The organism is Corynebacterium sp. MSK150, assembly GCF_030229215.1.
In the GTDB taxonomy this organism is placed as follows: domain Bacteria; phylum Actinomycetota; class Actinomycetes; order Mycobacteriales; family Mycobacteriaceae; genus Corynebacterium.
The window spans coordinates 103,348-125,247 of the sequence record NZ_JASPHM010000007.1; the positions used below are offsets into that span (position 1 = coordinate 103,348).

The following is a 21,900-nucleotide window of genomic DNA, read 5'->3' on the forward strand; positions in this document are numbered from 1 at the left end:
ATCACTGGCGAGTTGGAGGAACGGCTCTGCATGCAAGTCGGTTCTTGAGAAGCAAAACTTGAAGCGTTCTGAGCGACATTACGCCATCGCTATTCCAATAGCTCAATTACCCCGAAACCACCGCATTCATTGTTATTCGCATATGCGGCACAGTGTCACCTAGGTGACGCCTACCAGATTCCTAAAGCTCTACATCGGTAAGGCAGTTTATTTGCCCTCCCCCAAAGCCGACGTGAGAAGGGAGCGGTCTGTGGTTCCGCAGCACCAGAACCAAGATCGCTTGTAAAACGAAAATATCCCCGAACCACTCCCATTTTAAGTAAGAGCTTGTTCGGGGATCTATTCTTAGTCGACTTTAGTTAAGCAGTCGCCTCTGCAGCAACCTCTTCAGCCGGAACAATGTTGACCATGCGACGGCCACGCTTGATACCGAACTCAACGGAGCCAGCTGCAAGCGCGAACAGGGTATCGTCGCCGCCGCGACCTACGTTCTCACCTGGGTGGAACTTGGTGCCGCGCTGACGCACGATGATCTCGCCGGCATTAACCTGCTGACCACCGAAGCGCTTGACGCCGAGACGCTTGGACTCGGAATCGCGACCGTTGCTGGAGCTGGAAGCACCCTTCTTGTGTGCCATGTGGTTTTCCCTCCTTTAGGGATAATTACAGCCGGTTAAGGCTTACTTGATACCGGTGATCTTCAAGGTGGTCACAGGCTGACGGTGGCCCTGACGCTTCTTGTAACCAGTCTTGTTCTTGTACTTCAGGATATCGACCTTCGGGCCCTTACCCTGCTCAACGATTTCTGCGGAGACAGAAACCTTCTCCAAGTCGGAAGCCTTGGACTTAACATCGGCGCCATCGACGAGCAGAACCGGGGTGAGAGCTACGGCAGAGCCTGGCTCACCCTCGATCTTCTCGACCTTGACGAGGTCACCTTCAGCAACCTTGTACTGCTTGCCGCCGGTCTTGACGATCGCGTACATAGAGGGTTACCCCTTATCTAAACTCGCTCGGAAGCAACCGGGGAGGCCGCGTTCCGAATGGACACTTACACATTGCGTTTAGTTCCCGCGCGAACATGCCCGCACAGCTCACTAAGTGAGTGTCGGACTGATCCAGCGCCGTGAGTACTAAACAGCGACTGTCAAAGACTACCCCGTAGCGGGCACAAAATACAAACCACGCTTTTTGTGCCCGCGTGGCGTAGCCCTAAGACGTGCTTCGCCGTGCTACGCGGCGTCGGCCACGCCCAGACTTAGCGCGCGCATTTTCCTGGGGTGCACCGCTTCCTGCAGCCTGCTTTTGAGCGGCGTTATCCTGCGCCTTTGGGGCCTTGGCGCTTGCCGACGTCCCCTTCTTGCGCACCGCCCTCTTCTTTCCACGGCGCAGCACCATGGTCTCGCCCGTGGTCGCCTGCTGGCCAGCACCAGAACGCTCCGGCGAACCATCCTCCTGCGTCGAACGGCCCGGGGCGGTCTTCGCTACCTTCGGATTCTCTGCTACCGCCTTTTTAGGAGCGGCCTGGCGCACGGCACGGCGACGCCCACGGCCCTTGCCACCGGCGCGCTCCGCGCGTGCGGCGCCAGCGGCCTTTTCATGACGCTGCTCGGCGGACCCGCCCGCCTGCTTGTGTTCGTGCTCCTGCGCCTTTTCCTTGACCTCGTGCGGCACGCGCGAGGTGCTCCGGCGCTTGGCCTGCTGGGTGCGCACCGAACGACGGCGGCCACGCCCGCGTCCCTTGCGCTCTTCGCGCGAGGTCTTCTGTCCGTGCTGGTCTTTAGCCCCGCTGGCATTACCGTCGGCGTCGGCAGAGTCCTGCTCACCAGAGACCGCGAAATCCTGCGGCTGCGGGCGCCTATCGGAGCGCGAATTGCCGCGGGTGCGGCGCTTACGGCGCGGGGAAGCCTCAAACTCGGCTACTGCCTCGGCATAGGTCTTTTCAGTTACTTTCTCCGGAGCAACTTCCTTTTCCGGTGCCTTCTGCTCGCCGCCTGCAGCCGTGTGCGTGGCCTTCGACCGGCGGGTCGCCCGCCGCGGCTTCTTGCCACGCTTGGAGCCGGCCGCTGCACCAGGGTGTGCCTGCGCAACGGCACCCGAGTCCGCGTCCGTATCGGCATCGGGGACGTAGGAATTAAATTCCTGCACCTCATCGCTCTCGGCAGCATTATCCGCCGCGGCGTACGCGATAGCCTCGATATCGGACACTTCAGTCTGAGTCTGCTTGCGAGCGCGGCGGCGACCGCGTCCACGTCCTCGCTCCTTGCTGCGGTCGTGGTCTCCGCTGTGCTCGTCCGAACCGGCCTGCGACTCAGCCGGACCGCGCTCGTCCACAACGACGTTTGCTACGAGGTCTTCTAACGACGTCTTGGCAGATTCCCGTGCGGCCTCTTCGCTCTCGGTACCGTAGACCGGCGCCTGGGTTTTCTTGAAGCGCTTGGGTTTGGAGGAGCTTTCGGGGGCGTCGTCAAGCTCGTGCTCATGCATCGCCACCGCAGCCGGGTGCTGCTGCGGATCATGGTGGTGCTTCTTGTACCCCTTGGACTTGCGGCCAGAATGCTTGGAGCGCTGATCGTCCTCGGCCTCGTCCACCGGATACTGGTGAATGATGATGCCACGGCCGTTGCAGCACTCGCACTCGGTGGAGAAGGTCTCCACCAGGCCGGTGCCCAGGCGCTTGCGGGTCATCTGCACCAGACCCAGCGACGTAACCTCGGAGACTTGGTGACGGGTGCGATCGCGGCCCAAGGCTTCCTTCAGGCGGCGCAGCACCAGATCCTGGTTTTCTGGCAGGACCATATCGATAAAGTCCACGACGATCATGCCGCCGAGATCGCGCAGGCGCATCTGGCGCACGATTTCTTCGGCCGCTTCGAGGTTATTGCGGGTAACGGTTTCTTCCAGGTTGCCGCCGGAACCGGTGAACTTGCCGGTATTGACGTCGATGACGGTCATGGCCTCGGTGCGGTCAATAACCAGCGTGCCGCCCGAGGGCAGCCAAACCTTGCGCGAGAGCGCCTTATGCAGCTGCTCATCAATGCGGTAGGCCTCGAAGGCATCCTGCCCGCCGTGGTCCTTGGCGCGGTAGCGCACCACGCGGTCCGCAAGGTCCGGCGCCATGGAATCCACATAGGCGCGGACGGTATTGAAAGAACGCTTGCCATCGACGATGAGCTCGGTGAAGTCCTCGTTGAAGAGATCGCGCACCACCTTGATGAGCATGTTTGGTTCTTCATACATGGTCACCGGCTTGGCACCCTTGGAGGACTTTTCCTTCTTGGCGTGTGCCACGATGTCCTCCCACCGGCTGTGCAGGCGGTTGACGTCGGTAGCAATTGCCTCTTCTGGGACGTTTTCGGCGGCGGTGCGGATGATGGCGCCGCCATCGCCTGGAACCACGCGGCCGAGGATATCCTTTAAGCGCTTGCGCTCCGGGGCGGGCAGCTTGCGGGAAATGCCGGCGCTGCGCCCGCCCGGCACGTAGACCAGATAGCGGCCAGCGAGGGAAATCTGGGTGGTAAGCCGCGCGCCCTTGTGGCCGATGGGATCCTTAGCCACCTGCACCAGCACCTGGTCACCAGACTTCAGGGCGTTTTCGACCTTTCGGGCCCGCCCGTGCAGCTTGGTCTTGCGCCAGTCGATTTCACCGGCGTAGAGCACGCCGTTTCGGCCCTGTCCGATGTCCACGAAGGCCGCCTCCATGGACGGCAGCACGTTTTGGACGCGGCCCAAGTAGATATTGCCAATGAGCGAGGCCTGGGACTCGGTGGTCACGAAGTGCTCGACCAACAGGTCATCTTCTAATACGCCCACCTGGGTGATAATGCCGGCGCCGTCCTCGCGCTCCTTATCGCGCACCACCATGGTGCGCTCCACGGCTTCGCGGCGGGCAAGGAACTCCGCCTGGGAGACGATGTGCTGGCGGGTGCGGCCTTTTTCGCGCAGCTCGGCACGACGGCGCTTCTGCGCCTCGATGCGCGTGGAGCCGCGGATCGCCTTCGGCTCTTCAATGTGCTCGGGCTCGTGTGCCTGCTCTTCACGCTTCGAACCCGCGCCGCGTCCACGGGATGCGCCGCGGCGCCCACGGCGGCGGCCCTCAGACTTTCCGGAACCACGGTCGGAGCCGGAGCCGGAGCGCTCACGGCTTTCGTCGGCGGAATCCGCCGCGTCCTCATTGTCATCGCGTGCGGCATCGTCGGTGGTGAAGTCCTCCTCTGCTGCATCTACTGCCGGTGCGAATGCCGCTGCCTCGTCCTGCTGCGGGGCCATAAAGATCGGCGCAAAGTCATAGTGCCCGGAGTCTTCCTCGGATTCAGCGCGCGGGACGATGTGCGGGGCGTAGTAGTCATCCTCGAAGTCCTCGCCGGCCTCGGCCAGCGCCTCGTGCAACTTCGCCGCATCAACCGTTCCGGTATCGAGCGCGCTAGCCGGTGCTTCGTCCGCCTCATCCGCAGGTACTGCTGCTTCGGGTTGTACCGCTTCAGCGTGCTCGGCGTCCTCGGCGGCTGCGCCAGTTTCGGCTGCGGCCTGGGCCAGCGATGCCTCTACCTTGTCTTCGATCTGGGAGATCTCATTGTCCACGTTCTTGCGCACGCGGTGGCGCAGGTGCTCTTCGTCTTCCGCGGACTGCTCCCCTTCCCCTGACTCGGCGGCATCTGCCGGCTCTTCAGGCGCTACAGCGGCGGACTTACGGGTGGCCTTGCGGGCGCGCTTGGCACGCTTCTTAGCTGGCTTCTTTTCCTGTTCCTCGTCCGGGGTTTCTTCCGGTTGCGCAGCGGCCTTGTCCTCGGGATCTTCAGCCGGTGCTGCGGTGGTGTCGCTCGCGGGGGCGTCGGCAACCGCGGCGGCGTTCGCTACAGCGTCCAGCACCTGGCCTGCTTCCTCGCGGGAAAGGGAGCTCTGCGCGCTCTTTTTCAGGCCCATATCTTTAAGCTGTGCCACCAGCTCGCGCGAGGAAAGCCCCAGCTGCTTGGCCAGGGAATACACGCGGGTTTTGTCCTTGAGCTGGCTGCGATCCAGGTTCTGGGCCAAAGACGCCGCTGCCTTGAGGCTTTCAGTTGTTTCTTGAGAGTTCTGTGCCACCATGTTCGGGCTTACTCCTGTACATCGTCTGTATTTGGCGCGGCCTCGGGCGCAGGCACGGCCGAAGACCGTACCGCCGCCGCACGAGGCATAGTGCGCGCTAAAAAAGTTTGTGGGATATGAAGTTATGCCGCGTCTCGTACGCGCTATCCCCCATTGTGTCACAGAACCGCGGGCAAGCTGGCAGGCGGTGTTATGTTGGCGGGGTGGCAGAACTAGCACGAATCCCCGCCCGCGAACTGGCGCAGTACCGACAGCGCAATGAAGTCCCGGTGCGCTCGGCACTTTATTTTGGTGTGCCGACCGGCTTTGCCGTTGGCTTCGCCAACACGGGCGTGGATTATATGTTGATGGCAGCCGGTGTTTTTGCCGTCTTTGCGGTGCTGGGGTTGGTGCACCTCATTCGCAATTACCCGCGCGGCATCAACGCTGCGCAAGAGGAATTCCGCGATGGTGACTATCCCACGATTGCTTATATCGCACCGTTTATCCCCATCGCGGCACCACTGGTCATGGCGCCACTGAGCGCGGCCGGCCTGCTCCCAGAGGTAGAGCTGGCCCCGCCCGTTGCCGGTGTCCTATCCGGCGCGTGGTGGTCCTTTGGTTTGCCGCTGGGTATATGGGGCATGTTTTCCCAGTCCTTCCGCATCGGCCGGCGCCGCATTAACAAGATCCTGGAAAAGGACCCGCTCGACGGGGTCACGGAGGCTCGCTTGCAGCTTGCCGACGCCCACTCGGACATCCTCACCGCCCTCGTCGCCACCGGCGCGGTGCAGGGAAACACGATTAATTCCACTGCCCTCTCCAAGTTCATGCGGGTAGACCTCGACCCTCTATCCGAGCACCTCGATGCTTTAGCAAAGGCGGACCTGGTGAAGCTCAGCCGCATGGGACTGCGCACCGCGCCCGCAAAGTGGACCATCACCATCACGCCGACTGGGGTTCGCTGTCTGTATCAGGTGGGCCGGCGTTAATTTGGCAAGCTTTTGTCTCCTGGGAAAATTTTCGGACCTATCCAGAGCATCGCGTAAACAAGTCCTACGAGTACTGGGATTTCAATCAGTGGCCCAATGGTACCGGCAAGGGCCTGTGCTGACGCGGCGCCAAAGGTGCCGATGGAAACTGCAATGGCTAGCTCGAAGTTATTTCCGGCTGCGGTAAAAGCCACGGAAGCAGACTGTGCGTAGTTCATTCCCCCGGCTTTTGCTACGCCCAAGGCAAGGAAAAACATTCCAACGAAGTAAATAACCAGCGGAATCGCCACTCTCACCACGGCTGTCGGCTGGGCTACCAGCTGCTCGCCTTGCAGTGAAAACAGCAGCACGATGGTGTAGAGCAAACCAATCATCGCCAAAGGCGAGACTGCCGGGAGAAAACGGTCTTCGAACCATTCGCGTCCTTTGATCTTTTCTCCCCACACCCGTGAGAGCACACCGAGCAGCAGGGGGACTCCCAAAAATACGAGCACCGCGGTGACGATGGACCAGAAAGAGAAATCAGCAGAGGTGGTATCTAGCCCCAACCACCCTGGCAAAATCTGCAAATAGAACCATCCCAGCACACCGAACATGGCTACCTGGAATACAGAGTTTATGGCGACAAGAACGGCGGTGGCCTCCCGATCGGCGCAGGAGAGATCGGACCACACAAGGACCATTGCGATACAACGGGCTAGCCCAACGATAATCAGGCCGGTTCGCAGCTCCGGCTGATCGGCAAGAAATATCCACGCCAGGGTGAACATCAATGCAGGCCCCACCAGCCAGTTCAACACAATCGATACCACCATCAACCGGCCATCGGCAGCAATATCTCGGGTCTTTTCATAGCGGACTTTAGCCAGGGGCGGATACATCATAACTAGCAGGCCCAGCGCGATTGGAAGAGAAATACCGCCAACCTCTAGAGCAGACAGTGCTTCTCCAATGCCTGGCAGGAAGTGGCCTATCAATAGCCCCACAGCCATGGCCATGATGATCCAAACGGGAAGGAATCTATCGAGAAATGACAACTTTGGGCGTTGCGCAACGGCCATGGCTCTCCTTGTGCGACGAGGAATTCAACTTTCGATCAGTACTTTAATCACCCATATTGATACTCGTCAATATAACGGAGTGGGAGGAAGGCTCCTTATACTGTGTGCATGGACTCCTCCCCTAGCAATGCCGACAACACCCCGGATGCACAGTGCTGTTCCCTGAGCAGTGGCCCGCTCAGCCAGGGCGACTCCCTCCGCTTTTCCCAGCAATTTAAAGTACTTGCTGACCCAGCCCGCCTGCGCCTGCTATCCATATTGTGCGACGAGGGCTGCGGCCCGATGAGTGTTACGGAGTTGACCGCGCTTTCCGGCCTTAGCCAACCGACGGTATCTCATCACCTCGGCAAGTTGAGGGAATCCGGTCTTTTAATCAAGCAACAATCGGGCCGTACCGTTACCCATCGAGTGCAAAAGGAAGCCTTCCGCACACTGCGCCAGTTGCTCTCCTTCGATTAGGAGAACTCCAGTCCTAGTCTGCGAAGTGAATGACCTCGCGTGCAATATCCTCAGCAATGATCTGCCGCGTTAGGCACCTTCAACTCCCAGAACAAACCCCTGCTTAAGTTCTGCCTCTCTACGTATTTGCGGCTTTGCCGTTTCAATACTTATTCAGGATAGGGCCGGATACTCGGTTTGCGGCTCTACGTCTGGGCTTATGGGTCAAGCAATAAATAAAGCCCGAGCCTACAGGCTCGGGCTGAACGATGCGCTAAGTGCGCAGACGTTTAGAGGTTCGGGAACCAGATAGCGATCTCGCGCTCTGCAGACTCAGGGGAGTCAGAGCCGTGCACGATGTTCTCGCCAACGGTCAGAGCGAAGTCGCCGCGGATGGTGCCCGGGGTGGCCTTGGAAACTGGATCGGTGCCACCGGCCAGCTGACGCCATGCCTCGATGGCACGCTCGCCCTCGACAACACCAGCGATAAGCGGTGCAGAGGTGATGAACTCGACAAGGTCACCGAAGAATGGCTTGTCCTTGTGCTCCTCGTAGTGCTTCTCCGCGGTCTCGCGGTCAGCAACGCGCAGGTCGAGCTCGGCCAGCTTCAGGCCCTTGCGCTCGATGCGGGAGATGATTTCGCCTACGTGGCCGTTCTTTACGCCGTCCGGCTTGATGAGAATCAGTGTACGTTCAGTCATGCCCCACACTGTACCGAAACCGCACGCATGCGTCGCGCGCTGGGGTATTCCTTTGGGGTAAAAGTGTGGGGTTCTAGGGCTACGCGAGTTGTTTAACTATCTCTTCGGCGCGCTCCTGCGAGGTGCCCCGAAACCACAGGCGCACCTGGCCTACTGCGGCGCCAAACTGTCCATTAGCCAGCAGGCGTTGCAGCTCCGCGCGCTGTTCCTTATCCAAATCCTCGAAGGATGCTTCTTTGGCCGGCTCGAAGTTGCTCCGCAGGGCCAAAACCAGAAAAACGCCGCCAATGATGAGGGCAACTAGCGGTAGCCATGGCGTTCCCGTAGCGGCGCGGGCTACCACCGCGGCGATGCAGGCGAGTGCGGCAAGGACGAGACAGAGAGTGCGCATGGGCGCTAGTCTATCGCGTCTGCCCCACCAGCCGAAGGTATCGAGTTTATTTCTCGTTGAGGTGCTGCGTGGTGAGGTAACCGCGCTTCATGCGGGCGATGAGGTTGCTGCGCAGGTAGACGGCCAGCAGCCACTCCATGCCAAAGATGATGAAGATGGCGGCCACCGCCCAGTGGACCATAAAGCCCACAATGACGCACAACAGCTGTGCCCACACAATGACGGACAGCGCCCATTTCTTATTCATGAACGCGATCATCACGAGGTGGAATACCACTGCGGCAATGACGAAACCGTAGTTGAAAGGGGTCCACAAGGTGCCGTCATAGAGCTTGTACAGCATCGGCAGTGCGAAGGATAGGGCAAGCGCCTCCATGGTCAGGGAGCTGGCAATGACCATCCCGTTAAAGCTTTTGAGCGGATCCTTGACTGGGGCTTGGCCCATGCCGAGGGGGCCGATCTCGCTTTCCGGGATCTGTTCTTCGCGGCCGCGGGTGCGGCGGGGCGGGCGGGGTTGGTGCTCTCCGCGCGGGTGGTGATTGTCGCGGCTCATGCAGGTTCCTTTCCAAACATCGCGCGGGCATCGCCAGCGGTGACGACCGAGCCGGTGATGATGATGCCGGAGCCGGATTGGACCTCGGCGTCCTCGGCAAGCTCCACGGCCTGGGCATAGGCGCCCGGCAGGCTATCGGCTACGTGCACGCGCTCTTCGCCAAAGATATCGCGGGCGGTCTCTGCCAAGTCGTAGGCATCGAGGGCGCGCGGCGAGGAGTTTTGGGTGATGACTACCTCGGTGAGGTAAGGCTCAAGTGCGGTGAGGATGCCGATGGAGTCCTTATCCGCGAAAATGGACAGCACACCGATGAGGCGAGCGAAGTCGAAATCGCGGTCCAATGCAGCACCTAGGGCCTTGGCGCCATGTGGATTATGGGCGGCGTCAATAAACGTCGTCGGCGACGTGCGCACGCGTTCCAGGCGGCCGGGCGAAATCGCTTGGGCAAAACCATTGCGCACGGTCGCAACATCCAGCGGGTGGCCGGCCGAGGCGCCGAAGAAAGCCTCCACCGCAGCAAGAGCCACAGCGGAATTTTTGGCCTGGTGCTCGCCATGCAGGGGCAGGAAAATGTCCTCGTACAGGCCGCCAAGGCCCTGGATAGTGACCTGTTGACCGCCGACGGCGATGCGGGACTCGAGGGCGGCAAATTCGGAGCCGGAGCGGGCGACGCCCGCCTCGACGTCCACGGCCTGCTGCAGGATAACCCGCATTGCTTCCGGATCCTGTTCCGCGATGACCACAATGTTTTCGTTTGGAGTCAGCGGATCATCGGCATCCTCGCGCGGCTTGATAATGCCGGCCTTTTCACCGGCAATCTCTGCGAGAGTGTCGCCCAGGTAATCCGTGTGGTCCAAGCCCACCGGGGTAATGACGGAGACGTCCGCGTTGACCACGTTGGTGGCATCCCACCGGCCGCCGAGGCCGACTTCAACAACGGCGACGTCCACGGGGGCGTCGGCAAACGCGGCATAGGACAAGCCGACGAGGACCTCGAACTTGGACATGGGGACGTCCGACTGGGCATCGACCATCTCCACAAAGGGCTTGATCTCGTGCCAGATGCGCACATAATCGCGCGGGTGGATGGGCTGGCCATCGATGCCGATGCGCTCCGTAACGCGCTGCAGGTGCGGGCTGGTGACAAGGCCGACGCGGCGGTGGAAGGCGCGCAGGAGCGAATCCACCATGCGCGCGGTAGAGGACTTGCCGTTGGTGCCGGCAATGTGGATGACGTCGAAGGAACGCTCAGGATGGCCGAGCAGATCCATGAGCATCTCGATGCGTTCGAGGGAAGGCTCAATCTTGGTCTCGGGCCAGCGCTCATTGAGCTCTTCTTCGACCTCTGCGAGGGCGCGCAGCTCTTCGGCCGACACCTCTTGTGGTGCGGCCTCGTTGTACTCGTCCTCGCTGCCCATGCCCAAGTTGAGCGTCAGGCCGGACTCGGTGATTTCCACCGGGCCACCGTCGGTGCCTTCTTTGAGGGCATCGACGATTTCGAAGTCCTCAGTCTCCTTGTCCTTGTCCGCCACTACTTCAGGCCCTCCAAACGGCTGGTGATGCGCTCGACCTCTTCGCGGGCGACTTGCTGGCGCTCCTTAATCTTATTGACCACTTCTTCCGGTGCCTTGGACAAGAAGTTCTCGTTGCCCAGCTTCTTGCCGGTCTGCTCCAGTTCCTTATTGGCCTTGGCCAGGTCCTTCTCCAGACGTTTGCGTTCGGCTTCTACGTCCACCGCGCCGTGGGTATCCAGGGTGACCTCCACGGTGGCCTGGGAAAGGCGCACCTCGATGGAGGCGGAAGGATCGAAATCCTCGCCCGGGGCGGTGGTATTGGCCAGGTTGCGCACCAGTTCCTCTTGGCCGGCGAGATCCGCCGCGGCGAAGTCGAGGCGTCCCGGCACCTTCTGGGAAGGCTTTACGCCCTGGTCGGAGCGGAAGCGGCGCAGCTCGGTGATGAGTTTATCGGCGTCCTCGATGCGGCGGGCGGCCACCTCATCCTTGGTGGCGCCACCATTGGTATCGGCAACGGTAGGCCACGGTGCAACGACGATGGACTCGCCGCCGGTCAGCGCCTTCCAGAGCACCTCGGTGACGAAAGGCATGGTCGGGTGCAGCAGGCGCAGGACGACATCGAGCACGCGGCCCAACACGATCTGGGTATTGCGGCCCTGCTCGCTTACGCCATCGCGCGGGATCTGGGTCTTGGCAATCTCCAGGTACCAGTCACACAGCTCGTCCCAGGTGAAGTGGTAGAGCAGCTCGTTGGCCTTAGCAAACTGGTAATCATCCAGGTAGGCATCCACCTTGGCGCGGACTTCTTCGGCGCGGTCGAGGATCCACCGGTCGGCGTCGCTAAGCTCCGCGCGGTTCGGCAGCGTGGCCACTCCAGCGCCATTCATGAGCGCGAACTTGGTGGCGTTAAAAAGCTTGGTGGCAAAGTTTCGGGCGGCCGCAGCGGCATCGGAGCCAAGCGGCAGGTCCACGCCGGGGTTGGCGCCGCGGGCAAGGGTAAAGCGCAGCGCATCCGCACCATAATCGCGCACCCAATCCATCGGGTCGATGCCGTTGCCCAAGGACTTGGACATCTTGCGGCCTTGCTCATCGCGGACCAGGCCGTGCAGGTACAGGTCCTTGAACGGAACCTGCGGGCGTCCATCGGTGCCCTCGCCCAAAAGCTCCGGGGTGTGGGTGCCGGCAAAGGTGCCGAACATCATCATGCGGGCCACCCAGAAGAACAAGATGTCGTAGGCGGTGACCAGCACGTTGGTGGGATAGAACTTCTCCAGATCCGGGGTCTTTTCTGGCCAGCCCAGGGTGGAAAATGGCCACAGCGCGGAGGAGAACCAGGTATCCAGCACGTCCGGGTCCTGCTCGTATCCTGCCGGCGGCTCCTCATCAGGACCGACACAGACGATGTCTCGCTGGCCGTCCTCGCCTTCTGGCCCGTACCAGATAGGAATGCGGTGACCCCACCACAACTGGCGGGAGATGCACCAATCGTGCATGTCATCGACCCACTCGAAGTAGCGCGGCTCGAGCGACTGCGGGTGCAGGGTGGTATCGCCCTCGCGCACGGCGTCGCCAGAGGCCTTGGCCATCTTGGCCACGTCCACGAACCACTGCAGGGACAGGCGCGGCTCGATGGGCTCGCCGGAGCGCTCCGAGTGGCCCACGGAGTGGACGTACGGACGGATTTCCTTAACAATGCGGCCCTGCTCGCGCAGCGCTTCCCGGATCTCAACGCGTGCTTCCTCGCGGGTCAGGCCGTCGAAGCGGGTGCCGGTATTGGCAATGTGGCCGGTGGTATCGATGACCGTGGGCATCTCCAGGTTGTGGCGGGTGCCCATTGCGTAGTCATTCGGGTCGTGCGCCGGGGTGATCTTCACCGCGCCGGTACCGAATTCCATGTCCACGTAGTCATCGGCGATGATCTTGAGCGTCAGGTCATCGCGGAACGGGTGCGGCAGCTCCTTGCCCACCAAGTCAGCATAGCGCTCGTCGTCTGGGTGTACGGCAATGGCAACGTCACCCAGCATGGTTTCTACACGGGTGGTGGCCACGATGAGGTGCGGTTCATCGTCATTGAGCGAGCCATAGCGGATAGATACCAGCTCGCCCTCGACGTCCTTGTACACGACCTCGATATCGGAGACGGCGGTCTCTAGCACCGGCGACCAGTTCACCAGGCGGTTGGCCTGGTAGATCATGCCCTCATCGTAGAGGTTCTTAAAGATGGTCTGGACGGCGCGGGAGAGGCCATCATCCAAGGTGAAGCGCTCGCGGGACCAGTCCACGGAGTCACCGATGGCGCGCATCTGGTTCTGGATGGTGCCGCCGTACTGCTCCTTCCACTCCCAGACCTTGCCAATGAATTCTTCGCGCTCATAGTCCCAGCGCTTTTTGCCCTCGGTCTCCTTGAGCTTGGCCTCGACCTTGGTCTGGGTGGCAATGCCGGCGTGATCGGCGCCGGGCAGCCACAGGGTGGCGTAGCCCTGCATGCGCTTGCGGCGGATAATGGAATCAATCAGCGTGTGGTCCAGGGCGTGGCCCATGTGCAGCTGGCCGGTCACATTTGGCGGCGGCAGCACGATGGAATAAGGCTCGGCCTCCGAATTCGCATCCGGAGTGAAGTAGCCCTTTTCTACCCAGCCCTCATAGAGGTCCTTCTCTACGGCCTGCGGCTCCCACGACTTAGGCAGCGCATCGGCGCGGTTGGTACCAACTAATTGCTCATTATTTTGCTCAGTCACCTGGCCGATTCTACCTTGCACGTCAACCGGCTCAGCCAGGCAGGGTGCGCACCGAGTATGAGGTGCGCACCGAGCACGTTCTAGAGCAGGTCCGCCACGGCTTTGCGCTCCTCACGCAGCTCGGCCACAGAGGCCTCGATGCGCTCCTTTTGGAACTCAGTGAGCTCCAGTCCCTGCACGATCTCCCACTGGCCATTGCGGCTGACTGTGGGGAATCCGCAGATAAGACCCTTGTCGACGCCGTAGGATCCGTCCGATGGCACCGCCGCAGTGCGCCACTCCTCGGTGCCATGAATCCAGTCATGCATGTGGTCCACGGCTGCCGACGCCGCCGAAGCAGCCGAGGAGCTGCCGCGAACCTCAATAATCTCCGCACCACGCTTGGCCACCTTGGGGATCATTTCTTCGCGGTACCAGTCCTGGTCCACCTCAGCGTTGGAGTAGGTAATATCCGGGAATTGGCTAGCAGAATGGTTGCCCCATACCGCCACCTTGTTGAAATCGGTGGTGGACTTTCCGGTCTTCAGTGCTAGCTGGCTCAGGGTGCGGTTGTGGTCCAGGCGCATGAGGGCAGTGAACTGGGAATCATCCAAATCCGGGGCATTATTCGCCGCGATGAGGGCATTGGTATTAGCCGGGTTGCCCACGACTAGCACGCGGACATCGCGCGCGGCGTAGTCATTGATGGCCTTGCCCTGCTTGGTGAAGATGGCGCCATTAGCCTCCAGCAAGTCGGCGCGCTCCATTCCCTTGCTGCGCGGGCGAGCACCTACAAGAAAGGCGGCGGAGGTGTTCTCGAAGGCTTCTTTGAGATCATCAGTAACCGTAATGGAGTTAACCAACGGCAGGGCGGAGTCATTGAGCTCCATGGCTACGCCTTGGGCCTTTTCCACCGCAGCGGGAATTTCCAGCAATGCTAGGTCCACCGGGGTGTCCTTGCCATACACATCTCCAGCAGCGATGCGCCACAGCAGCGAATACGCGATGTTGCCGGCGGCGCCGGTGACAGTGATTTTGACGGGCTGAGTCATGATGTAAAGCCTCCTCAATAAGGGCTGCGACAATGTAATCCATCACCGAGCTTAGCCCCATCGCCAGCATCCGCGCTGTGAATCTGGCCCCCTCTTTTGGAGGGAAAATCTAGGGCACTTGCGTTAAATTACCCCCATTTACCTCCAAATTAGCGCCCCCAATGGGCCAGAAACTCCCGCACGGGGTGATTAATCGGGCATGATGGGAAAAGGAAATGCGGGATACTCCCCCGCGCTGCACACCCAGAATGCATAGGGATTGCCTACTCCCGCACTATTAGACATCAGTTCACCGCGCCACCGCCGCGCCGCAAGGATTAAGGACTTACGCAATGAGCACTGAGAATACTGACCCACTGCAGGCTGCAGACCAGGCGGATTCTCCTCACGCTGCCCACGCGGAATCCGTCAGCATTGACTCCGTGGTGGACGTTGCGATCAAGCAGTTTTCCCGCTTTGGCTTTACAGAAACCAAGCTAGAGGCCATCGCCCAAGAATCCGGCATGTCCAAGCGCATGATTCACTACCACTTTGGCGATAAGAAGGGCTTGTACCTGCGCGCGCTGAGCACCGCCGCGCAGCGTCTCAATCCGCCTGAGGATGCCCTGGAAATCGATACCGCAGTTCCGGTCGAAGGCGTGCGCAAGTTGGTGGATTGGCTTTTCCGCGAGCGCGTAGCCAACCCGGAGGCCATCCGCATGCTGGTATGGGAAACTAACCAGCAGATTGTGGACCCGGCACAGCAGGCTATTGCCGACGTCGCCGGAGTGGCCCTCCACCTTGACCGCTTGCTGCTCTTGGGCCAAGACGCCGGCGCCTTCCGCCCCGGCATTTCCGCCAATGACATCTTCACCCTGATTTCCTCGTTGACGGTCTACCGCGTGACCAACCAGGTGATGGTGGAAAACATGCTGGGCGTGAACTTCAATACCCAAGAAAATATCGATGGCATGCATAGGCTCACCGTCGATGCAGTGCTGGCGTTTTTGACCGCCAATATTCCGGACTCTGGCCACGAGTCTTACCTCACGTCGTCCTCGTTCGATACAGAGGAGGGCGACGAGGCCTCCCCGCAGGATATCTACAACGAGGAGTAATAGCGCGGGCCTTCCGGTCCACGCCCTACCCTGCCACAGCCCCGCCAGTAGGCGCTGTGGCAGCTAAGGCCTAGGCAGATTCTTTTGCCTCATCCTTATAGCTAAACTGCGGCTCCGCTCCCTCGGTCACGCACTCCGACGTAATGTGCACCGTGGCAATATCCTCACGGTCCGGCAGGTCGTACATGACCGGGACCAAAAGCTCTTCCATGATGGCGCGCAGGCCACGCGCGCCCGTCTTGCGCTCCAAGGCGAGCTCCGCGATGGCGTCCAATGCCGCAGGCTCGATGTCCAATTCGCAGTCATCCATCTCAAAGAGGCGGCTGTACTGCTTAACCAGGGAGTTCTTTGGCTCGGTGAGCACCTTGACCAAAGATTCGCGGTCCAGGTTATCCACCGTGGCCACGACAGGCAGGCGGCCGATGAACTCTGGAATAAGACCGAACTTCACTAGGTCCTCGGGGCGCACCTGGGAGAAGAGATCGACCTTTTCGCGCTCGTCCTTGGTATCCAGGTTGGCGCCAAAGCCCACGCCCTTCTTGCCCACGCGATCCGCAATGACCTGGTCTAAGCCCGCGAATGCTCCGGCAACAATGAACAAGATATTGGAGGTATCCAGCTGGATAAACTCCTGATTCGGGTGCTTGCGGCCACCTTGCGGCGGGATGGCCGCCACGGTGCCTTCCAGGATCTTCAGCAGGGCCTGCTGCACGCCCTCACCGGAGACATCGCGGGTAATGGACGGGTTCTCCGACTTACGGGAAATCTTGTCCACCTCATCAACGTAGATGATGCCGCGCTGGGCACGCTCCACGTCAAAATCCGCGGCTTGCAGCAGCTTCAGAAGGATATTTTCCACGTCTTCACCCACATAGCCAGCCTCGGTGAGGCTGGTGGCATCGGCGATGGCAAAGGGGACATCGAGAAGCCGGGCCAAGGTCTGCGCCAGGTAGGTCTTACCGGAACCAGTAGGCCCCAACATCAAGATATTGGACTTGGAGATCTCCACCTCATCGCCTTCGGCCTTCTCGCGGCGGGCCTCCAACGCCGCCGACTCTTCGGCCTTAATGCGCTTGTAGTGGTTATACACCGCCACAGACAACACGCGCTTGGCCTTGTCTTGGCCAATGACGTACTTATCTAGGAAGGCGGAAATCTGCGAGGGTCGAGGCAGGCGCACCTCTGCATCGGAGGATTCTTGCGCCTGCTCTTGGCCTAGTTCCTCTTCGATGATCTCATTGCATAGCTCGATGCACTCATCGCAGATGTAGACACCGCCGCCGGCGATGAGCTTTTTCACCTGCTTCTGACTCTTGCCACAAAAGGAACACTTGAGCAGGTCAGCGCTTTCTTGCATACGTGCCATTAAGTTCTTTCACACTCGCTTTTCGTACCGCTATCCACAGTTGGAAGGACGATTCTACCCTTCCGAGCGGCTTAATCTTCATCTGTTTCTACCTTAGTAAATCAACCCGACAGGCCCTTCATTCATTCCCTCCCGCGTGGCGAAATTCCCAGGCCTTTCCTGCTCTTGCGGCCTAAACTAGAAGGTGAAATCACCCTCATCCCACCCCTTTTAGGAACAGGAGCATCATGTTCGATCTCACAGGCCGGGTAGCCATCGTCACCGGCGGTGCCTCCGGCATTGGCCGCGGCATCGTCGCCTCGCTGCGTGAGGCCGGCGCCACCGTTGCCATCGCCGATATCAACCTAGACCACGCCAACACTACCGCTAAGGAGTTGGGTGCCAGCGCCATTCGCGTGGACGTCACCGACCGCGCTTCGGTTAAGGACATGTACCGCCAGGTCACTGCCCAGCACGGCGGATTCGACATTGTGTGCTCCAATGCCGGCGTCTTTCCCAACTGCCCGCTGGCAGAGATGACCGATGATGAGTGGGAGGCGATGTTTGCCATCAACACCCACGGCACCTTCAAGGTGGTCCAAGAGGCACTCCCCTACCTCAAGCAACGCCGCTATGGGCGCATCGTCATCACCACATCTATCACCGGCTCACACACGGGCTTTCCGGGTTGGGCCCACTACGGCGCCTCCAAGGCCGCCAAGCAGGGGTTTATGCGTTCAGCCGCGCTGGAAGTGGCCCGCGATGGCATCACCATTAACGGCGTCCTCCCAGGCAATATCCTCACCGAGGGCCTCGAGACCCAAGGCCAGGAGTACCTCGATCAAATGACGCGGTCAGTACCGCTGCACCGCCTGGGCACCCCGCGCGATATTGGCACTGCGGCAGCCTTCCTGGCCTCGGAAGAGGCAGGCTACATCACCGGCCAAACCCTCGTCATAGATGGCGGCCAGCTCTTGCCTGAGACTCCCGAAGCCATACTGCCGCCGTGCGATTAGCCGCGCTTGCCGACGCCCCCCATGTGCACAAAGCACGAGGCCCCTCACTACACAGTATGCGGCGAGGGGCCTCGTGGGATTTCATTCATTTGCTGCTTACTGCAGCCAGTCGAAGTCGAGCAGGAAAAGTTCTGCATCGAGCATCTCAAGTTCATCCGGTGCATGACCGGTGACGGTTTCTAGCGCCTCTGCAACGTCCTTAGTCGTAGCAGGGGTCTTATCAGCGTCAAGCAGGGTTTCTGCCACCAAAGCACGAACTGGAGCTTCCGAAATGGTGTCCAGGCCGGTACCAGTGGTGGAGCTCTTGAACGCATCAGCGATGCCGTCCATCAAAGAACGCATCATGTTCATTTCTCACACCTCCATGTGGCTTTCTCTCTGTTTGATACAGAGGAATATACGCGACATACCCTCGTTAGGCAACCCTTTGGTCGCTTTAAGTTAACCTTTTGTTAACTTAAAGAAAGTGTGTCGCACGCCACATTAGAGGTTTACCCCCAAGGAAGGACAATGACTTAGAGGTCACCAAACGGCGTGAAGCCAAAGTAGTGGTCCAGCGTATCGCGGGCAATCCACATGATGGCCACCAGGATAACTACGGCCAGCACCGCATAGACAGTCCAGCCAAGCACCTTCATCTGAGGGCTTGCAGGGGTATCGCCAACAACGACGCCGTTGTCGTCGCGAATGGGGTCACCGGTCATACACCGCATGCCCAAGGAGAAAAGTAGCGGAATGCCAGCGCCGAAGACCAACGCCAAGCCTGCAACGTGAATGAGGGACTGGAAGATTTCTGCAGCAGTCATGGTTTAGCGCTCCTCTTGAACAGTAGACGGCGCGGAGGCATCCTCCGCATTGGTAGCGGACACTGATGCGGCGCCGGCAGCAACTGGCTCCTTGCGGTCAGAGCCCGCACCCATGGAGGAATCCACGGACTCGGAGTTTGGATCCCAGTCGTTGTTGACGTTGGAAGCATCCACCGGGTTCATGCGGGAACGGATGACAATGAGCGCGGCCATTGCCAGCAGCAAGACGAAGTCCACGATGGCACCGGTTGCCACGTTAGTGAAGGAGGAGACGCCATACGCTAACCACCAGGTAGCAAAGCCCACGAACGCAGCGCACGGCAAGGTGATGAGCCATGCGGACACCATGCGCATGGCAACACCCCAGCGAACCTCAGCACCGCGGCGCCCCAGGCCGGTACCTAGAATGGAACCGGTGGACACGTGGGTGGTGGACAGTGCCATACCACCGGTAGCAGAGGTGAGGATGATGGCTGCAGAAGTAGCTTCAGCGGCCATGCCCTGTGGGGACTCAATCTCCACCAGACCCTTACCCAGGGTGCGGATAACGCGCCAGCCGCCGGACAGAGTGCCGGCCGCGATAGCCACAGCACAAGAAACGATAACCCAGGTTGGAATGCGGGCGTCTGCAACCGCATGCCCAGAGGCAACCAGTGCCAGGAAGATAACGCCCATGGTCTTCTGCGCATCGCCAGCGCCGTGCGCCAGGGACACCAGGCAGGCGGTGACGATCTGACCGTGGCGGAAGTGCTCGTTCTTAGCCTTATTCGGGATGGTGTTGGTTACCCAGTAGATAAGGAACGTGGCACACGCCGAAACCAGCGCCGCAATGATAGGCGAGGCAACGGCCGGGATAATGATCTTGCCGGCAATGGAAGACCACTCCACGCCAGTCGAGCCCATCGCAGCGAAGGCGGCACCGATGAGGCCACCGAACAGGGCGTGGGAGGAACTGGACGGCATACCCAGCAACCAGGTGAACAGGTTCCAGATGATGCCGCCGATAAGGCCAGTGAAGACGACCATCAACAGTGCCTGGCCGTCGGTATCAGCGGCGGCGCCAGACAGGTCGTAGGAATCAAGGTTAACAATGCCCTTTGCCACGGTCGCAGCAACATTGACCGAAAGGAAGGCACCCACAAGGTTAAGCGCTGCGGAGATGGCTACCGCGGTAAAAGGCTTCAAAGCACCAGTGGCAATGGACGTAGCCATCGCGTTGGCAGTGTCATGAAATCCGTTCGTAAAGTCAAAGGCAAGGGCGGTCACCACCACAATGCCGAGGATAATCAGAGTCGCTGTCACAGCGTTGGCCCCTTGGAAAGAAAAGATGAACACGGTACGCATCTGCGGCGCCTTCACACGTCGCGGACGAAATGCAGATTACTCCTGCACCTATCCGCAGACAATTGCTTTTCTTTAACATTTCCTTTGGTTAACCTTTTGTTAACCTGCTGGGGCTCAGAATCGAGCCCAAGAGAATTCCAAAGGGATAAAATTTCCCCAGCTAATGCCAATTAAATGCCCCCACCTCCCCTGCTTAACCCGAGTGATAAAAACCACTTAGGGAGTTATGCCAACATCACGCCGACATACCTCCCATTTAAGGGTGTTTTACAGCATCTAGCGGAAGGTAGAGAACTTCTTTACCACCCAGCGGCTTAGAACAAGCAGGATGGCACCCAACACGATGGATATAACACCAAGGGAGATGAAGAAGGTATTCTCCGCGCCTGCATCATCCGGGTTATAGAAGCTAGCCAAGGAGCCGGCCAGCGAGGTACCCATAGCCACCGCCATCATCCACACCGCCATCATGCGGGACGGGAATGCCACCGGCGCCACCTTGGTGGCAAGCGCATTGCCCACCGGCGAAAGAAGGAGCTCCGCCATGGTGAAAAGGAAGAGGATGAAAACGATGACAAACATCGGGGTGGAGTTCGCTTCCGCACCCGAGAAAGGAAGGAAGAAGAACAAGGAGATGCCGATGACGATATTGGCTACGCCGAACTTTACTGGGGTGGACCACTGCCTATCCCCTAGCTTCGTCCACATCGTTGCGAAGACAGCGGAGAAAATAACAATAAAGATCGGGTTAATGGACTGTACCAGTGATGGCGGGATTTCCCAGCCAAACATGTGGCGGTCCAGGCGCACATCCGAATAAATCGTCATCACCGTAAACTGCTGCTGGAAGATTCCGAAGAACAAAACACCGGAAATAAACATCGGAATAAACCCCAACAGGCGGTTCTTTTCCTCCCGGGTCACCAACTTCGAGGTATACATCTGTGCCCACAGATAGATTGCTGCAACCAGAGCAACCGTGGTGACAATATTGGACAGCCAATCAACCTGAATAGCACCGGTAGCCAATGCCACCACCATAACCACGATGATGGCTGCAACTACCACCACACCCATGAGCAATTGCTTCCGGCTAGCCGGGTTTGGAACCTCGTGCCCCGCATCCTTAATGGTGGTCTTGCGCATGAGCGAATACTGGATCAGGCCGAGCGCCATGCCAATTGCTGCAATACCGAAACCCCAATGGAAACCCTGCCAGCCCCACAGCGCGGTGGTGAGCAGCGGACCAACAAGCGCGCCGATATTAACGCCCATATAGAAGATGGAGAAGCCACCATCGCGGCGCGGGTCATCGCGACTGTACATAGCACCAAGCACGACCTGCGCGGTGGTCTTAACACCGCCGGAGCCGATGGCAATAAGGACGAGGCCAATAGCCAAACCAGTTATTTCGGGAACAAATGCCAAAGCAATGTGGCCAAGCATCACCATGCTGGCCGAGTAAAACAGTGTGCGTTCTGCACCCAAGACACGGTCAGCAACAAGAGAAGCCAATAAGCAGGCCATGTAGACCAAGCCACCGTAGGCTCCCACAATAGACGTCGCGTCCGCTCGGTCGAGGCCGAGACCACCATCGGTAGTGGAGTAATACATGTAAAGCAAGACAAGAGCTTGCATGCCATAGAAGCTAAATCGCTCCCACATTTCCACGCCAAAGAGGTTGGCCAAGCCCCATGGGTGGCCAAAGAATGTACGTTCGCCGCTCTGCGGCGTGGGCGTAGCAGCCTGGGCCACCGCGTCAGATGTGTGTTTCTCCATAAAAATATCTGACCACTTGGAGGCCTAAAT

Annotated in this window: 19 protein-coding genes; 4 read left to right on the top strand and 15 right to left on the bottom strand. The window is 59.7% G+C overall.

Going from position 1 to position 21,900, the window contains the following annotated elements; translation table 11 throughout:
- Positions 1-359 precede the first annotated feature (359 nt).
- From rpmA to QP941_RS06110, 3 genes are all read right to left on the bottom strand, one after another.
- Complete coding sequence (gene rpmA / locus QP941_RS06100) at positions 360-638, bottom strand: 50S ribosomal protein L27 (protein ID WP_005324079.1); 279 nt, start codon at positions 636-638, stop codon at positions 360-362.
- A gap of 42 nt (positions 639-680) precedes the next feature.
- Positions 681-986, bottom strand: coding sequence for a 50S ribosomal protein L21 (gene rplU, locus QP941_RS06105; RefSeq protein WP_005324077.1), 306 nt, complete (start codon positions 984-986; stop codon positions 681-683).
- A gap of 226 nt (positions 987-1,212) precedes the next feature.
- Complete coding sequence (locus QP941_RS06110) at positions 1,213-5,085, bottom strand: translation initiation factor IF-2 N-terminal domain-containing protein (RefSeq protein WP_284868380.1); 3,873 nt, start codon at positions 5,083-5,085, stop codon at positions 1,213-1,215.
- A gap of 203 nt (positions 5,086-5,288) precedes the next feature.
- Here QP941_RS06110 and QP941_RS06115 point away from each other — a divergent pair, with 203 nt between their 5' ends.
- Entirely contained in the window at positions 5,289-6,056 is a 768-nt protein-coding gene (locus tag QP941_RS06115) for a hypothetical protein (RefSeq protein WP_284868381.1), read from the top strand.
- Here QP941_RS06115 and arsB read toward each other — a convergent pair.
- Positions 6,053-7,117 carry an ACR3 family arsenite efflux transporter gene (arsB, locus tag QP941_RS06120; RefSeq protein WP_284815150.1) on the bottom strand — a complete coding sequence of 355 codons (1,065 nt, stop codon included), beginning with the start codon at positions 7,115-7,117 and terminating at the stop codon, positions 6,053-6,055. The two genes, QP941_RS06115 and arsB, sit on opposite strands and share 4 nt — an antisense overlap.
- 108 nt (positions 7,118-7,225) lie before the next feature.
- Here arsB and QP941_RS06125 point away from each other — a divergent pair, with 108 nt between their 5' ends.
- Entirely contained in the window at positions 7,226-7,576 is a 351-nt protein-coding gene (locus QP941_RS06125) for an ArsR/SmtB family transcription factor (protein WP_200435307.1), read from the top strand.
- Positions 7,577-7,845: 269 nt separating this feature from the next.
- Here QP941_RS06125 and ndk read toward each other — a convergent pair whose 3' ends face one another.
- The 6 genes from ndk to QP941_RS06155 all read right to left on the bottom strand — a co-directional run bounded on the left by ndk (position 7,846) and on the right by QP941_RS06155 (position 14,483).
- Positions 7,846-8,256 carry a nucleoside-diphosphate kinase gene (gene ndk, locus QP941_RS06130; protein ID WP_005324068.1) on the bottom strand — a complete coding sequence of 137 codons (411 nt, stop codon included), beginning with the start codon at positions 8,254-8,256 and terminating at the stop codon, positions 7,846-7,848.
- Between the two features lie 79 nt (positions 8,257-8,335).
- Positions 8,336-8,647 (bottom strand): hypothetical protein, encoded by a 312-nt coding sequence (locus tag QP941_RS06135; protein ID WP_284868383.1) that lies wholly within the window; start codon positions 8,645-8,647, stop codon positions 8,336-8,338.
- Positions 8,648-8,693: 46 nt separating this feature from the next.
- Complete coding sequence (locus tag QP941_RS06140; protein WP_200435305.1) at positions 8,694-9,200, bottom strand: DUF4233 domain-containing protein; 507 nt, start codon at positions 9,198-9,200, stop codon at positions 8,694-8,696.
- Entirely contained in the window at positions 9,197-10,732 is a 1,536-nt protein-coding gene (folC, locus tag QP941_RS06145) for a bifunctional tetrahydrofolate synthase/dihydrofolate synthase (RefSeq protein ID WP_284868384.1), read from the bottom strand. The genes QP941_RS06140 and folC overlap by 4 nt, the downstream gene beginning before the upstream one ends.
- A complete protein-coding gene (locus QP941_RS06150; protein WP_284868386.1) occupies positions 10,732-13,452 on the bottom strand; it encodes a valine--tRNA ligase in 2,721 nt (906 codons plus the stop codon). Before QP941_RS06150 ends, folC begins: the two co-directional genes overlap by 1 nt.
- A gap of 80 nt (positions 13,453-13,532) precedes the next feature.
- Positions 13,533-14,483, bottom strand: coding sequence for a malate dehydrogenase (locus tag QP941_RS06155; protein ID WP_284868388.1), 951 nt, complete (start codon positions 14,481-14,483; stop codon positions 13,533-13,535).
- Positions 14,484-14,815: 332 nt separating this feature from the next.
- On the opposite strand from QP941_RS06155, the gene QP941_RS06160 reads away from it, so the two are divergent.
- A complete protein-coding gene (locus tag QP941_RS06160) occupies positions 14,816-15,580 on the top strand; it encodes a TetR/AcrR family transcriptional regulator (protein WP_284868389.1) in 765 nt (254 codons plus the stop codon).
- A 70-nt stretch (positions 15,581-15,650) separates the two neighbouring features.
- Here the strand turns inward: QP941_RS06160 and clpX are convergent, their stop codons facing one another.
- The gene (clpX, locus tag QP941_RS06165) at positions 15,651-16,946 is read right to left on the bottom strand and encodes an ATP-dependent Clp protease ATP-binding subunit ClpX (RefSeq protein ID WP_284868391.1); all 1,296 of its coding nucleotides are present in this window, start codon (positions 16,944-16,946) and stop codon (positions 15,651-15,653) included.
- Between the two features lie 227 nt (positions 16,947-17,173).
- Between clpX and fabG the strand changes: the two genes are divergently transcribed.
- Positions 17,174-17,941 (top strand): 3-oxoacyl-ACP reductase FabG, encoded by a 768-nt coding sequence (gene fabG / locus QP941_RS06170; RefSeq protein ID WP_284868393.1) that lies wholly within the window; start codon positions 17,174-17,176, stop codon positions 17,939-17,941.
- Between the two features lie 96 nt (positions 17,942-18,037).
- On the opposite strand, the gene QP941_RS06175 is transcribed toward fabG, so the two are convergent.
- From QP941_RS06175 to QP941_RS06190, 4 genes are all read right to left on the bottom strand, one after another.
- On the bottom strand, positions 18,038-18,292 hold the full coding sequence (locus QP941_RS06175; RefSeq protein WP_049377223.1) for a hypothetical protein: 255 nt from the start codon (positions 18,290-18,292) through the stop codon (positions 18,038-18,040).
- A 164-nt stretch (positions 18,293-18,456) separates the two neighbouring features.
- Positions 18,457-18,747, bottom strand: a complete 291-nt coding sequence (locus tag QP941_RS06180; RefSeq protein WP_049377224.1) for a hypothetical protein — start codon at positions 18,745-18,747, stop codon at positions 18,457-18,459.
- Positions 18,748-18,750: 3 nt separating this feature from the next.
- On the bottom strand, positions 18,751-20,049 hold the full coding sequence (locus QP941_RS06185; protein ID WP_284868397.1) for an inorganic phosphate transporter: 1,299 nt from the start codon (positions 20,047-20,049) through the stop codon (positions 18,751-18,753).
- Between the two features lie 318 nt (positions 20,050-20,367).
- Positions 20,368-21,870 (bottom strand): peptide MFS transporter, encoded by a 1,503-nt coding sequence (locus QP941_RS06190; protein WP_284868394.1) that lies wholly within the window; start codon positions 21,868-21,870, stop codon positions 20,368-20,370.
- Positions 21,871-21,900: the final 30 nt, after the last annotated feature.